At 37.2% G+C, this 16,518-nt stretch carries 11 protein-coding genes; all 11 read left to right on the top strand.

From position 1 onward, the window contains the following. A partial coding sequence (locus ACQR30_RS08095) for a L,D-transpeptidase family protein (protein ID WP_429733840.1) occupies window positions 1-1,001 on the top strand: 1,001 nt, incomplete at its 5' end. A gap of 285 nt (window positions 1,002-1,286) precedes the next feature. Beyond that, window positions 1,287-3,701 (top strand): penicillin-binding protein 1A, encoded by a 2,415-nt coding sequence (locus ACQR30_RS08090; protein WP_429733837.1) that lies wholly within the window; start codon window positions 1,287-1,289, stop codon window positions 3,699-3,701. A 307-nt stretch (window positions 3,702-4,008) separates the two neighbouring features. Continuing rightward, the gene (locus ACQR30_RS08085) at window positions 4,009-4,569 is read left to right on the top strand and encodes an RNA polymerase sigma-70 factor (RefSeq protein WP_429733834.1); all 561 of its coding nucleotides are present in this window, start codon (window positions 4,009-4,011) and stop codon (window positions 4,567-4,569) included. 24 nt (window positions 4,570-4,593) lie between these two features. Then, complete coding sequence (locus ACQR30_RS08080) at window positions 4,594-5,835, top strand: sugar MFS transporter (RefSeq protein ID WP_429733831.1); 1,242 nt, start codon at window positions 4,594-4,596, stop codon at window positions 5,833-5,835. A 76-nt stretch (window positions 5,836-5,911) separates the two neighbouring features. After that, a complete protein-coding gene (locus ACQR30_RS08075) occupies window positions 5,912-7,309 on the top strand; it encodes an MGH1-like glycoside hydrolase domain-containing protein (RefSeq protein ID WP_429733827.1) in 1,398 nt (465 codons plus the stop codon). Window positions 7,310-7,320: 11 nt separating this feature from the next. Beyond that, window positions 7,321-8,010, top strand: coding sequence for an SGNH/GDSL hydrolase family protein (locus ACQR30_RS08070; RefSeq protein ID WP_429733824.1), 690 nt, complete (start codon window positions 7,321-7,323; stop codon window positions 8,008-8,010). A gap of 28 nt (window positions 8,011-8,038) precedes the next feature. After that, window positions 8,039-8,938: an ROK family protein gene (locus tag ACQR30_RS08065; RefSeq protein WP_429733821.1), complete on the top strand. Its 900-nt coding sequence runs from the start codon at window positions 8,039-8,041 to the stop codon at window positions 8,936-8,938. Between the two features lie 132 nt (window positions 8,939-9,070). Beyond that, window positions 9,071-10,459, top strand: coding sequence for an SGNH/GDSL hydrolase family protein (locus ACQR30_RS08060; protein ID WP_429733817.1), 1,389 nt, complete (start codon window positions 9,071-9,073; stop codon window positions 10,457-10,459). A gap of 63 nt (window positions 10,460-10,522) precedes the next feature. Next, window positions 10,523-12,478, top strand: a complete 1,956-nt coding sequence (locus ACQR30_RS08055) for a sialate O-acetylesterase (RefSeq protein ID WP_429733814.1) — start codon at window positions 10,523-10,525, stop codon at window positions 12,476-12,478. Window positions 12,479-12,537: 59 nt separating this feature from the next. Further along, the gene (locus tag ACQR30_RS08050; RefSeq protein WP_429733812.1) at window positions 12,538-13,965 is read left to right on the top strand and encodes a GDSL-type esterase/lipase family protein; all 1,428 of its coding nucleotides are present in this window, start codon (window positions 12,538-12,540) and stop codon (window positions 13,963-13,965) included. A gap of 94 nt (window positions 13,966-14,059) precedes the next feature. Then, window positions 14,060-16,429 (top strand): alpha-L-rhamnosidase N-terminal domain-containing protein, encoded by a 2,370-nt coding sequence (locus ACQR30_RS08045; protein WP_429733810.1) that lies wholly within the window; start codon window positions 14,060-14,062, stop codon window positions 16,427-16,429. Window positions 16,430-16,518 lie beyond the last annotated feature (89 nt).

Genomic DNA, 16,518 nt, shown 5'->3' with positions numbered 1-16,518 from the left:
TCCGCGCCTATTTGCAGAAATACATCGAATTGAAAAAAGATGATAAATGGGATAGTATCGGCCTTGATGTACCAAAGCTTAAATTAAACGATTCTAATAGTGTCGTACAATTAATACAACATAGGCTCTACTTACTTGGTGATTTAGAAGAAGATATTCAAAGCAATCAATTTGATAAATCTACAGAAAAAGGGGTAATAAGTTTTCAGAAACGGTATGGTCTTTCTCCCGATGGTGTGGTGGGCCCAAATTTTATGAAGGCCCTAAATATCCCTATTGATACACTTATTCAGGACATTTCCGTAAATCTAGAACGGGTTCGTTGGATCCCTGCCGAATTGCCAAAAGAATATATTTGGGTAAATATTCCTGATTATAAACTCCATGCCTACCAAAACGGTAAAGAAGTTTTCAGTATGAGTGTAATTGTTGGTTCTGCAGCACATGGTACAACTATTTTCTCAGGCAATATTAAGTATATTGTTTTTGCTCCTTATTGGAATGTTCCAAAAAGCATTGTCTTAAAAGAAATATTACCTGGAATAAAAAATGACCCCGAATATATACGCAAACATAACATGGAAATTACGGGTTACAATCAAGGCGTTCCAGATGTGCGTCAACTTCCCGGCCCGGATAATGCTTTGGGAAGAGTAAAATTTTTATTCCCCAATAGTTATAATATCTATCTCCACGACACACCGAATCATGATTTATTCACTTCCAGAAACAGAGGTTTAAGCCATGGATGTGTAAGACTATCCGAACCGGAGAAGATGGCCGACTGGCTATTGAGAGATGATTCCGTGAAATACTCCAAAGATGTAATTGATTCCCTTATGAACAAAAATATAAAAGAAAAATGGGTAACATTAGATAAAACAGTCCCCGTATTCTTAGTGTATTTCACTGCATGGGTGGACGAACAGGGTAAATTAAATATTCGTAAAGATATCTATGGACATGATGCAATAATGGCCAGCAAACTATTTAGTTATTAGAAAAATAAGTAGCAAAAACTATTCGATAAAATTCAATAGGAAAATCGACAATATCTCTGAACGGAAAAGTAAACAGGGTTATACAGTTTCATAGCCAGACATATTAGCTTTCTTAATTGATTTTGTGGAAAAAATGAAATCAGTTACCGGAATGAAAAAGTATTTGAAAGCGAAAGTCCAAAAAGAAAAGGAATATTTTTTTTAGTTTTCTTTAATAAGTATATTTTACTTTTGAATTCTTTTAAATCATTTTTCGGCAATACAAAATTTGAATACGTTTTGCAAATGGACAAACAAACACAACCATCAGCACCAAAAAAGCACAAAAACAGAGCTATACGCCTTTTATGGACAGTTTTTTTATGTGGTATTCTTGGTGTCAGTATTATCTTATTAATGGCGAATTATGGTTTATTGGGCGAGATGCCTTCTATTGAACAGCTACAAAATCCAAATGCATCTGAAGCCAGTCAAATATATGCCGATGATGGTTCGTTAATGGGTAAAGTATATTTACAGGACAGAATTAATGTTTCATTTGATCAAATAAGCCCGCACGTGATTGAAGCACTCATCGCAACGGAAGATGAACGTTTTTATCAACACAATGGCATTGATCCACGTTCTTTGGCAAGAGCGGTGTTTTCTCTAGGCGGAGAAGGTGGTGCAAGCACCATTACCATGCAAACCGCTAAAAACCTCTTTACGGACTATAAAAGAAATGCGTTTATTCGTATTTTTCAAAAGATAAAGGAATCTATTATAGCAGTTAAACTGGAAAGAAATTTTACAAAAAATGAGATTCTGACACTTTATCTGAATACTGTTCCCTTTGGCTCAAATGTATATGGAATCAGAAATGCAGCTCGTACGTTTTTTCAGGTCGATCCCTCTCAACTTTCTATTGCTCAATCAGCCGTTTTAATTGGCATGTTAAAAGCATCAACTACTTATAACCCTCATTTACATCCAGATAAGTCTCTGATGCGCAGAAATATTGTCATCAACCAAATGGTTAGAAATAATTTTGTTTCAGCCAAAGAGGCGGAAGCCATTAAAGCAACTCCTATTAAACTAGATTATCACAAACTCAATGAGGCAAATGGCATAGCGCCTTATTTTAGGATGATATTGATTGAACAATTAAAAGAATGGTGTAAAACGCACACAAAACCGGATGGCACCAATTATGACTTATATACCGATGGTTTAAAAATTTACACGACCATTAACCCAACACTCCAAAAGTACGCAGAAGAAGCAGTAGCCAAGCATTTAAGCTATATGCAGCAATTACTCAATCAACAATCTGACATCAAAAGTGGCAGTGTATGGAAAGGACATGAACGCACACTTATCTGGGCAATGAAACATACCAGTCGATGGCAAAATGGAATAGAAGCCGGGATGTCGGAGAAGGATATTGAAAAGTCCTTTCACGTAAAAACTCCTATGCGTGTATTTGCCTGGAATCCCAAAAGGTATACAGATACCATAATGACCCCTTATGATTCAATAAAATATCATCGGCAAATGTTGCAAGCAGGGTTTATGGCAATGGATCCTATCAGCGGCGAGGTAAAAGCTTGGGTAGGTGGCATCAACTTTCGAACCTATAAGTATGATCACGTAAATATAAATACTAAAAGACAGGTAGGTTCTACCATTAAACCATTGCTATATAGCTTAGCAATAGAAAAAGCGGGCTTCACCCCCAATACACTAGTACAGGACGTGCAACAATATTTTAAAGGTTATGGGAATGTACCGGCGACTACCACAACTTGTACGGGTGAGACGATTCCCTTGTCTCAAGCGCTTGCTGAATCGCGCAACTGTGCTACTGCTTATGTTATGAAGCAATTAGGTGACGGAAATGTTGGTGCTGTAAAGTTTGTCGACTTTTTAAAGACCTGTGGAATCACGTCCAATATACAACCCTATCCTTCTATTGCCTTGGGTAGTGGAGAAACTTCTTTAATTGAGATGATGCAAGCATATTCAATGTTTCCAGGCAGAGGATTTAATGTCCAGCCAATGGTTATCACACGTATCGAAGATGCCCATCATCATGTGCTCTTTACAAATACGCCTAAGCGTAAAGAGGTTATTAGTGATATTACAGCTAATTCTTTAGTCTCTATGATGGAAGATGTAATAAATTATGGAACGGGTAGAAGAATGAGCCGATACGATGTAGAAGGCGATATTGCTGGCAAAACAGGTACAACAAATGACAATAGTGATGCCTGGTTTATTGGTTATACCCCACAATTGCTTGCTGGCGTTTGGACAGGTTGTGACGACCGTTTTATTCGTTTCCAAAGCACATCGGAAGGGCAAGGTTCTTCTGTTGCCCTGCCAATATGGGCTTATTTTTTCCACAAAGCACAAAATGACCCCTCAACAGGAATAAACGCCCAACAAAGATTTAATAATACCAATAATCTCGATAATGGTGCACAATCCTTAATTTACGATTGGGCACATAATATAAAAGACAGTTCGTTAAATGGGGATCAAAATGAAATGAAAACAAATGAATCGAATATAGGACCGGAAAGCGATACCGATGCTGGAGGATCTAACGACTTACCATTGATTGGTGGATCGGGCACAAATACCAAGCCTTCTCATCCACAACCCAAGGCAGTAATGCCATCTGTCCCCGCTAAGGTTATTAAACCTGTCAAAAAATAAAAGTAGTATCGTTTCGAATAGAATGAAGTGTAAACCCCATCGGCTAGACCAGTGGGGTTTACTTGTTAAATTTGAAAGAATAGGCCAATTGCAGCTAACTTGTTGCCATTTAAATAGGCACCGAACAAATTATGTAGTTTTTAGCTGCCGGGCCAGAAGTTTTTTCTTAAAAATTTTATAACCGTAAAGAAAGAATTTGCATCTCTTATAGAAAAAACGATATTTCAATAAAAAAATATAAAAAATATATGGAAAACATTTGACGAATTATTAAAAACATCATAATTTGTCCTCCTAAACTTATTTTATGTTAAAAATAGTTAACTATAAAAGCCTTTCTGATGATGATTTAGCGGTCATATTAAGTATGGAAACAAAAGCATTTGATGAAGTTTATTCAAGGTACTATCCACTTCTATTGAAAATTGCCAACGGTATGCTCAGCGATGCTTCCGCGATAGAAGACTTGATACAGGATGTATTTATTTCTCTATATAAGAGAAGAATGCATATTATTTTTAAAGTGTCTATAAAAGCCTATTTGTGCAAAGCGATTCGCCTGAAAATTTTTAATGAATACAGATCAAAGGCTGTTCATTTAAAATACTGCAAAAACGATTTTTCGTTAGGTTATTGCAAAAACGATTTTTTAAGTTTAGAAACAAAAGAGCTATCTATCCAAATCAAAAAAGTCTACCAGAAACTTCCCAATAAATGTCGAGAAGTCTTTTATTTAAGCAGACATTGGGGATATTCTCAAAAAGATATTTCGCAAAAATTACAAATATCAGTTAGTACTGTTGAAAAGCATATCGGGAAAGCATTAAGAATCTTTCGAGAAGAATTACATGAATATTCAGCTAATTAATAATTATAAAAAGCAAAACTGACAATGTCAAATCCAAAATTTACAGAAAAAAAATATCTGATCACCTACAGCTTTGTAACCGCACTATTTATGATCTGGGGCATTTCACTTTCAATGTGTGATGTACTAAATAAACATTTTCAAAGTGTGTTACATTTAAGCAAATCACAATCAGGCTTAATACAATTTTCGGTGTTCGGCGCTTATGCCATAATGAGTATTCCTGCGGGAATCTTTCTTAAAAAATTTGGATACAAAAGAGGCGTTTTATTTGGATTATTTTTATTTGTTCTGGGAACTTTCTTATTTCTTCCCGCTGCAGATAATGCCTCATTTACTATGTTCAGGATTGCTTTGTTTGTTTTAGGTTGCGGCATGGCAACTTTAGAAACGGTAGCACACCCGTTCGCAGCATCTTTGGGAGATCAAAGAACAAGTGATCGCAGAATCAATTTTTCTCAAGCATTCAATGCGGTAGGTACAATGATAGGGCCTGCAATCGGTACTTATTTTTTACTAAGAGCAACAGAGAATACTAATGATTTAACCTCAGTAAAAATGTTATATGTTTCAATAGGTATTATCGTAATTTTGTTTGCTGTAGTTTTCGCATTCGTAAAGATCCCGAAATTCACTGATGTTCATGTTGAAAATACGGAAGATATTGCAGCAGTCAATATCGATATAACCCCTCATAAAAAACTCTTCTCACATCGTCATTTCGTATGGGCAATTATTGCACAGTTTTTTAATGTAGCAGCACAAGCGGGTACATGGGCGTTCTTCATCAATTATGGACATGAAAAAATGGGTTTTACTGTGCAATCGGCAGGAAATTACATGATTATTTTTATGGCAATGATGGCACTAGGAAGAATGGTTGGAACTTATTTGATGAAATTTATTGCTCCTAACAAATTGCTGGCAGCATTTGCCTTAGGAAATATCATCTGTTGTTTATTGGTCGCACAGAGTTTTGGTTACGTATCTTTTGTAGCATTACTAATGATTAATTTCTTCTTTAGCATAATGTACCCGACTATTTTCAGCCTTGGTCTAAAAAATCTTGGAAGCCATACACAGCAAGCATCTTCTTTCATCTCTATGGGTGTAGTTGGGGGGGCCATTTTACCATATTTTATGGGCAGAATCGCCAATGTAAATATCGCTTCAGCATACTATCTTCCTATCGTGTGCTATTTTGTTATCCTAGTATTTGGTATTAAATTTTATAAAGTAAGAATGAATAATCGAAGTATACAATAGAGGTTTAAATCTCTATAGGGTACTTTTAAAAAACCAACTTTACTAATTGTACTTTTTCAATTCAATTAAAAAAGGAATGATCAAATTTCTATTTTTGCTTCTATTTATTCCTTGCAGTATATGCGCACAAAACTTCACTTGCGACAATCAAAACATTGAAGATGCATATAATCTTGCGGTCAATACCATGAATATAAATGTGCGTAGAGGTGTATTAGCAGCTGGTGGCGACTATGGCGGGGAATGGGTTCGGGATATTGCCATCAATTCCTGGAATTGTGCAAGCCTTTTACGTCCTAAAGTTGCAGAAAAATCGCTGTGGAGCGTTACCAAAAACAAAGACACTATTGGCCATCAATATTGGGACAGAATAATTTGGGTAATAGCTGCGCTTAATCATTATTATGTAACCGGCGATAAAAAATTTTTGAAACAAGCATATCAATGTTCGCTCAATTCAATTAAACAATTGGAGGAACAAGCATTCGATAGAAATCATGGCTTATTCACAGGTCCGTCAGTATTTAACGACGGCATTGCAGGTTACCCAAAACCTATTGATGACGATAACATACATTCTACTTTTGTATTAGATTATCCCCATGCCCGATATATCAAATGTTTAAGTACCAACTGTATTTATTACGAAGCCTATCTCTGCTTAATAAAAATGGAAAGTTTGCTACATACAGACAAAACTCAGGCAACAATTTTTGAAAAGAAAGCGAACAAATTGAAAGAGAACATCCTTAAAAACTTCTATAATGAAAAAGAAAATAAACTATATTATTTAGTGGAAGGAAACGGGAAAATAGATAAATATCAGGAAGGACTTGGTGTTTCTTTCGCCATCATGTTTGGCATAGTCAATAAAAAACAAGCGCAAAAAATATTACAAAGTGTACAGGTTTCTAATTATGGGATTACCTCTATTTATACGGACTTCCCAAGATTTTCTAAAGACAAACCCGGACGTCATAACAACCTGATTTGGCCCATGGTCAATGGATTTTTCGCAAAAGCGTCTATCATTGCTGGCGATAGACATTCGTTTAACATAGAGCTGGATGGCTTGACGCACCTGGCTATAGACGAAGACAAAGGGGATTATCAATTTCGAGAAATATATAATCCAAATACCGGACAACCCTTTGGCGGCTGGCAAAAAGGCAGTCTGACTCAATCTTGCAGACTGCAAACATGGTCAGCAACGGCATATATTAACATGGTTGATTTTGGCATGATTGGATTTCGTTTTAAAAGCAATGGTATAATTTTCTCACCTTATCTACCTCCTACCATTCACTTATTGTCTCTAAAAAATATACGTTATCGCAACGCAGTTTTGAATATTACGGTTAAAGGAAATGGTACAATCATACAATCATTTACGGTAAATGGGAAACAAAAAAAAGATGCTTCCATAAATGATTATATTCGGGGAGAGAATAATATTATTATACAATTAATTTAAACTAAATAATTATGAAAAAATCACTGCTATTATTTGCAGCTATTGGCCTGTTCTTATTTAAAGCTGAAGCACAAAAGGGTGACTGGGCCAACTTTGGACGTTACGAAAAATCCAATAACCAAGTTAAACAATTACCTCAATCCAAGCGAGGAGTTGTTTTTATGGGCAACTCTATCACCGATTTTTGGATAAATAGTGATCCTTCATTCTTTGCCAATAATAATTATATTGACAGAGGCATAAGCGGTCAAACCACTTCCCAAATGCTGGTAAGATTTCGAAAAGATGTAATTGATCTGCATCCAAAAGCTGTCATCATCCTGGCAGGGACCAATGATATAGCAGGCAATACAGGCGATATATCTTTGGAAAATATTTCAGGCAATATTGCTTCCATGGCTGAACTCGCCAGACAGCATGATATTAAAGTACTTATTTGTTCAATCACACCTGCCTTTGATTATCCTTGGCACAAAGGCATGCAGCCAAATATTAAAATTCCCGAATTAAATAAAATGCTACAACAATATGCGAAAAAAAATCATTTTGTGTATGTCGATTATTTCTCTGCTCTCACCGATGGCAATAATGGCATGAGAAAAGGTTTAGCTAAAGATGGCGTTCATCCCACTCTAGAAGGTTACAAAATAATGGAAAGCATTGCCGTCAAAGCTATTGAAAAAACAGTATACCATAAATAATATTTTATCATTAAAACAAAAACACAAGATGACGCAAAATTGCCCGGAGCATCTGGTTGCCGGAATTGATATTGGTGGCTCACATATTACCATAGGACTCATTGATTTAAATAAGAAAGAATGCGTAGAAAATATACTGGTGAGATATTATGTTGACAGCCACGGAACAGCAGAAGAAATATTAACTAAATGGGCAGATGCAATCAAAGAATTGTGGGCACAGTCGGGGACTACTATTCAGAAAATAGGTTTTGCCATGCCCGGACCTTTTGATTATCCTAACGGTATTTGTTTGATAAAAGGCTTTAATAAATACGAAGCGTTGTACGGCATGAATATCCGGGAAGAATTGGCAAAAAGATTAAACATTGAGCCGGGTAATATTTTATTTAGAAACGATGCCGAAGCCTTCTTGGAAGGGGAGGTTTTTTGCGGTTCGGCAAAAGGCTATGCAAATGCTATCGGTATCACCTTAGGAACGGGATTGGGTTCTTCCATTTGCAAAAGTGGGAAGACGATTGATGCGGAATTAAGCGTGATGGATTATAACGGCGAGTATATAGAAGAAAGTGTCTCTACCCGTGGATTGGTACGCAATTATTTTCGTTTAACGGGTAAGCAATTAAAAGATGCGAAAGCAGTAGTTGCCTTATATCCCCATGACAATAATGCCGTAAAATCTTTTGAAATATTTGCGAAAGACCTTAGTTGGTTCTTAGTCAGATTTATTCAAAAGCAAAGCCCTGAAATACTTGTTATTGGTGGCAATATCGCCAATGCCTGGGACAAGTTTATGCCTCAGGTAATGACGTATTTAAGCAAAGAATTGGACATAATGCCTGTTATTGTGAAATCCTCTTTAATGGAAAGTGCAGCATTGATTGGCGGTGGAGTATGTAATTTGTCCTCTACTAAATCAGTAATTTAATAGGAGGGCCGATTTTTTCAGCCTCATGGCTAGGGCGCTTGGTATAGTGTATAAAAGATTTGAATTTTCTCAACGAAAGGATTCTTATTTAACTACAAATGGTTTTTATAATAATTTTAAAAAAAGCAAAAGATGATAAAAAAAATAATTGCATTAATTGGAATGGCTTTTTCCTTAAGTATAATCGCTCATGCCCAAAATGTTGCACCATTTAAAACTGGTGATCGAGTCGTTTTTGAGGGCAATAGTATCACGCATGGGGGGCATTACCATTCTTATGTATGGCTGTATTACATGACACATTTCCCAGATAGAAGAATCGAAATATTTAACTGTGGTATTGGTGGAGACGTGGCCGAGCAGATGTATAAAAGGTTAGACAGCGATGTTTTCGCTAAAAAGCCTACCGTTATTTTCCTGACTTTTGGTATGAACGACGCCGGATATTATGAATATTTAAAACCAAATGCGAAAGAACTGGCAGATGAAAATGTGGAAAGATCATATAAATCTTATAAAAAAATCGAAAAACGTTTTCAACAATATCCCCAGGCAAAAAAGATTATCATGTCCGGGCCTCCGTTCGATGAAACAGCAAAAATTAAAAGTACGGTCTTTCCCGGAAAAAATAAAGCAATGTTAAGGATCGACAGCTTTCAGGAAGCTTCTGCAAAAGCAAACGGTTGGGGATATGTGGATCTTAGCAGCCCCATGACCGCAATTAATTTAAGAGAACAGAAAACAGATTCAGCTTTTACTCTGGAGGGTTCTGGTCGCATACATCCGGATGATGATGGACATTTAGTAATGGCTTCTACTATTCTTAAAAGCCAGGGTCTGGCAGGGAAAGATGTCGCAGATATAGCGATTGATGCTAAATCAAAAAAAGTAATTAAAGAAGGAAACTGCAATATTTCCAATTTAAAAGTTTCAGCAAATAGCGTAGCATTTGACTATTTAGCGAAGTCTTTACCATTTCCAGTTGATACAATCGTTCGTGGTTGGGAGGAAACTAAACCGGCCTCGGATGCCTTGAAAGTTATTCCTTTTATGAAAGAGTTTGATAATGAACTTTTGGTCGTTAGAAATTTACCTGATGAAAATTATGTTTTGAAAATAGACGGTCAGAAAATAGGAGAATGGTCTTCCTCTGATTTGGCCAATGGGATTAATTTAGCGAAACAAAAAAGCACACCGGAATATCAGCAAGCTTCAGCAATCATGGAGTTGAACGAGGAGCGCTGGAATATAGAAAAAGGGTTTCGTGATTACCTATGGGTGGAATATTCTTTTCTCCAAGATAAGGGCATGTTATTTAAGGACAACTATGCTGCAATCGACACTGTTAGAGTTGGTGCTATTACGAATCCTTTTGTTCGCGGAAATATGGGTGCTTATATTGCAGGACACAATAAAAGTGTTCGGGATGTCTGGAAGGAAGAAATGGAAATACTTGTTGACAAAATTTATGCAATCAATAAGCCGGTTAACCACCGAATTACGCTTGAAAAAGTACAATAATCTTTTTGTCAAGTTAGCATTGCCATAGGATAGATTTTTCATAACCATTAAATGATTCAAGTTATGCGTGTGTTTACTAGATTATCCGTCGCTGCATTCTTATGTTTGTTTTTTTCCTTTTCTGCTTTTGCTAAAATAACATTACCGACTTTTTTTGCGGATAATATGGTTTTGCAACAGCGCTACGAGGCTCCTGTTTGGGGTTGGGCGAAGCCGGAACAGATAATAACCCTCAGTGGCAGTTGGAATAATCAATCGATAAGCACAAAAGCTAATATAGAAGGCTATTTTATGTTGAAGATAAAAACGCCAAAGGCTGGCGGGCCATATACTTTAACCATCAAAGGTTCCCAAACAATCGTGTTGCATAATGTCATGATTGGAGAAGTATGGGTATGTTCTGGCCAGTCTAATATGGAATTTCCACTTCAAGGTTGGCCGCCAATGGCTTCGATGCTAAATTCAGCTCAAGAAATAAAAAATGCTAATTATCCGAATATTCGCTTATTTACGGTAAAGCGCGACATTGCACTTTCTCCACAGCAAAATTGTGAAGGCAACTGGTCGGAATGCAATCCGCAATCTGTTGCGCCATTTAGTGCTACGGCTTATTTCTTTGGCCGGGCGCTTTATCAAAAGTTGAAAGTTCCGATTGGTTTAATTGAAACTTGTTGGGGGGGCACAGTTGCAGAAGCTTGGACTAGTAATAGTGCTTTGCGAAAACTTGGTGATTTTGACAGTGCACTTAATAAATTGGATTCTTTAAGTCCAATTGTAAAAAAGGTAGAGAAACAATATAAAGATGATGATATAGCTTGGCAGAAAGCATCTGTACATATTAACGATCAATTCAAAGAAACTAACTTCGAAGATCATTCTTGGAAAACAATGGCATTGCCGACGACATGGGAAAAAGCCGGATATCCGGACTTGGATGGCATCGTGTGGTTTAGAAAAGAAATAAATATTCCTGCTTCTTGGGTGGGTAAACCGTTAAAGCTAAATCTGGGACCCGTCGATGATAATGATATTACTTGGTTTAATGGACAGAAGATAGGGGCAACCGATGGTTGGCTGACTCCGCGGTCGTATGATATACCGGGCAATATGGTTAAAGCAGGCGTAAATGTAATTGCGATAAGAGTAACTGATGCAGGAGGGAATGGTGGCATATACGGTGAAAAAGATGCATTGAATATTTATCCTGCCGGGAGTTCTTCTAACAATGGTATTAATCTTTCAAGTAATTGGAAATACAAAATAGCTTTTGTTAAGCACAATGAGTCTTTAGTTACCCAAAACCCTAACAACCCGGCAGTATTATACAATGGAATGATTGCTCCTTTAATACCTTTTGCGATAAAAGGTGCTATTTGGTATCAAGGCGAATCTAATGTTGGTAGAGCAACACAATACGCTAGGCTTTTCCCCGATATGATTGAGGATTGGCGAACAAGATGGCACGAAGGTAGTTTCCCATTTTATTTTGTGCAAATTGCGCCTTTTCCTTATGGCAGCAGTGGAGTTAAATCTGCAGCACTCCGGGATGCACAGCGGGCAACTTTACAATTGCCCAATACAGGTATGGCAGTGACACTTGATATAGGAGACACAACAAATATTCATCCTTCGCATAAACAGGAAGTAGGTAGGCGTATTGCGCTCTGGGCATTATCGAATACTTATGGAGAAAAGGGGATTGTTTATTCCGGCCCTCTATATAAAAGTATGAAGATAGAAGGCAATAAGATTGCTATATCTTTTAAATATTCCGATGGCGGCTTAGACGCTAAAGGAGGAACCTTAAATAGTTTTGAAATCGCAGGAGATGATGGGAGGTTTGTACCAGCTGCCGCATTTATTCAAGGAAATAAAGTGATTGTATCTGCTGCTTCGGTCGCACATCCAATGGCGGTTCGTTACGCTTGGTCAGATAAGGCGGTACCTCATTTATTCAATAAAGCAGGATTACCTGCATCTACATTTATTACAAACACATCTCTTTATCGCTCCTATTAATTTAAAATAAGTTGTTGTTTTCTGTTTTATTAAGTGAATAACTAAAAAAGCAATTTGGTATGAATAAAAAATTAATCGTAATCGCATTGATATGCTTGGCTTTTTCAGTAAAGGCTCAGCAAAAGTTGATTCAACTATATCCTAATGCAAATCATAATAAGGGTCATCCGACACTCATGATTTATACTGTGGATCCAATGGTACAGCCAACTGGAACAGCTATCGTACTATTGCCTCATGGTACTTCGCACAAAGAGAATAATATTAGGTTAGCTGAATGGCTTAGTGAAAAAGGCGTTGTCGTGTTTTTATTAGACTATGGTGCTAGAGTTGAAGGGCAACCGCTTCAGGTTTCTGTAATAAAAGCTGATGGAGTTGCATCCGTTTCTTATATAAGAAGTCACGCAACTGTCTATAAAATATCGCCAAGTCAAATCGGTATTTTAGACTTTTCGAATGCTCCTTTGGCATCCTCATTCATAACGCTGCGTAAGGCCATAAGTAGTCGCCCTAATTTTGCCGGAATAATCGATCCGAATTTCACAAAAGCCTCTTTAAATACTGCGACACTTGATGTTCCGCTATTGTTTATCGCTGGGGTGGCGGATGGTTCGAAAGCAAAACAATTAAAATATTTGGATTTATATAAAGGCTTGATGAATACCGGACACTCTACGGAATTACATCTTTATACTAAAGAAAACAATTTCTTATTTGATACCTCTGCGGGTAGTTGGAATAACTGTTTTGTCGACTGGTTAAAAGAGAAAGGTTTATTGAAACCTATAAGTAACGAAAAAACAGAAGCTCGGAAGACTGCTGAAGGCTGGGCAAATCTTAAGAAATACTATGATAATTTAATATATACCGATTGGTCTTGGCTCTCAAAATACAAAGATGCCAATGCAAATCTAATGGGTGCTGCTCACAAAGAAAATAAGGTGGTTTTTATGGGAAATTCCATAACTGAAAATTGGTATAATATAGACTCGACATTTTTTACGAGAAATGATTATATAGGTCGGGGGATAGGAGGGCAGGTCTCTGCTCAAATGCTGGTTCGTTTCCGGGAAGACGTGATAAACTTACATCCAAAGGTAGTGGTGATTTTGGCTGGAACCAATGATATAGCTGAGAATAGAGGACCTATATCTATCGAAAATACTTTTGGGAATATTGTTTCAATGGTTGAGTTAGCAAGAGTAAATGGGATTAAATCTATTTTATGCTCGGTACTCCCCGCTTCGGATTTTCCTTGGCATCATGGTTTAAATCCGGCCCCCAAAATTATGCAGCTAAACAAGATGCTAAAACAATACGCTGAACAAAATCACATTGTTTATGTAGATTATTGGTCGGCGATGGTTAATCATAATGATGGATTAATAGCGAAATGGTCTCAGGATGGTTTTGTGCACCCCAACCTTATGGGTTATAAAGTAATGGAGCCAATCGTAAAGGTGGCTATAAATAGAGCCTTGAAGTAGCCATGTTTTATTGGAGCGATATCTGAACGGTCATTGATTTTATAAAGAGATTTTTTCAATTTTAGTATACTGGCATAATTCAATAAAAAAATATATGAAGAATTTTGTTGCGGGTTTAATGGTCTTGTTGTCAAGTGTATGCATAACGACTTATAGCTATGGTCAACGGCTCTCACCTCGACTTAGTCAATGGAATGCAAAATGGATTGCCGCACCGGGTGATGATGGAATGGGTTATGGTATTTATTATTTTAGGAAGAATCTTGATTTGGAACGAACTCCGAGTGTTTTTATTGTAAACCTTTCGGCAGATAATCGTTATAAATTGTTTGTAAATGACTCATTGGTCTCATTGGGGCCGGTGCGCAGCGACCTTCACTATTGGAATTTTGAAACAGTTGATTTGGCCCCCTTTCTTCATAAGGGAAAAAATATTATTGCGGCCCTTGTTTACAATGAGGCCCAATATCGTCCTGAATCGCAAATCACGCTGCGCACCGGTTTTGTCTTACAAGGGAATTCTGCTAAGGAGGAAGTCCTGAACACCGATAAGTCCTGGAAATGTACGCGTGATAGTGCTTATCAGCCTCTTTGGGGGTATTTCGCGGCCAGCACGGGGCAAAATGTGGATATGAATAAGACAATTATGGGATGGAAAGCAGCGAATTTTGACGATAGTTCCTGGAGTAATGCTGCTGAACTTTTTCCGGCTAAGCTTAAAGGAGAGGGAGATGGGTTTGGTTGGATGTTGGTGCCTTCTTCTTTGCCACAAATGGAGCGGACTTACCAACGTATTGCTGTTTTGCGGGAGGAAAAAGGAATAAAAGTTCCCGCAGGATTTCCCGCTTCCAAGACGTCCATTACTATCGCCGCTCATTCAACAGTCGAATTGTTACTTGACCAAACTTATGAGACCAATGCTTATATAACCGCTGTATTTAGCGGCGGAAAAGATGCAACTATTTCTATTGGTTATGCAGAGTCTCTTTTTGATAATATCGCTAAATACGGCATGCGAAAAAGCAATCGTAACGTTGTAGAGGGGAAAGATTTCTCAGGTAGAACCGACGACCTAATTTCCAATGGTAAAATGGGACAATCCTTTACGACACTTAGGTTCCGTACATACCGGTATATCCACTTGGTAATAAAAACTAAAAATGAGCCACTTGTTTTAAATGATTTTTACGGAACTTTTACCGGATTTCCATTTAAGCAAAAAGCGGTAATACATTCAGATAAAGACAATAAAGAAATTCAACAAATTTTGAACATTGGGTGGCGTACTGCCAGACTAAATGCTTTTGAAACTTATACCGATTGTCCTTATTATGAACAATTACAATACATTGGCGATACTAGAATTCAGGCGATGGTTTCCTATTATTACACGGGTGACGATCGATTAGCCCGTAATGCTCTTAATCTAATGGATCATTCGCGCCTGCCTGAAGGAGTTACGCTTAGCCGTTATCCAACGCATAGTACACAAATTATTCCTCCTTTCTCTTTATGGTATATTGGAATGCTGCATGATTATTGGATGTATAGAAATGACCCTCTTTTTATTAAAAGTAAATTGTCGGGCGCTCGAGATATACTTGACTTCTTTGGCAAATATCAACAAAAAGACGGCTCTTTAAAAGATGTGCCTTATTGGAATTTTGTGGATTGGGCAAATGGGAAAGGTTGGTTTTTTGGAAATTCCCCTAGAGGATCTGATGGAAGCTCGGCAATACTTGATTTGCAATTGCTATTAGCTTACCAATGGATGAATCAAATGGAGTTAAAAATGGGAGAACCTGTTTTTGCCACTATCTACCAAAAGAAAGCAGCTCAATTAAAACAAACAATTCAAAATAAATATTGGGACACTAAACGGGGATTGTATGCGGATGTAGTAGATAAATCTAGTTTTTCTCAACATGCTAATGCCCTGGCTATCCTTGCTGGAATGGTTGGAGAATCACAATTGCATGCTTTAGCAGAAAAGTTAATTACTGATAGCAGTTTAACACAATGTACTATTTATTTTAAGTATTATTTGAATAGGGCTTTGGTGAAAGCTGGATTGGGCAATGATTATATGAATTGGTTAGGTGTATGGAAAAATGATATTAAGATGGGGCTTACCACTTGGGCGGAGATATCTGATATTTACACTACGCGCTCTGATTGTCACGCTTGGGGAAGTAGTCCCAATATTGAGTTTTTTAGAACTGTTTTGGGAATAGACAGTGATGCGCCAGGCTTTAGTAGAATAAAAATAGAACCGCATTTGGGTACAATGACCAATGTAAGCGGAGAGATTCCTCATCCAAATGGAAAAGTGGCTGTTGCTTATAGATTAGAAAATGGTAAATGGAGAATCAACATAAATCTACCTGAGAAAACTTCCGGCGTGTTTATTTGGAAGAATAAAAAATATACAATTCAAGCGGGGAGCAATTCTTTTTTATTGTAGCGTTGAATCGCACTGTTTCTGCTTAATAGAAATAGTAAAAGAAATAGTGGATTGGATTACTAATTGGTACTTAAATATAAATAAAAATT

It is taken from the genome of Arachidicoccus sp. (assembly GCF_050436765.1).
Classification (GTDB): Bacteria; Bacteroidota; Bacteroidia; order Chitinophagales; family Chitinophagaceae; genus Arachidicoccus.
The sequence above is the reverse complement of the archived record's forward strand: the minus strand, read 5'-3'. Positions and strand labels throughout refer to the sequence as shown.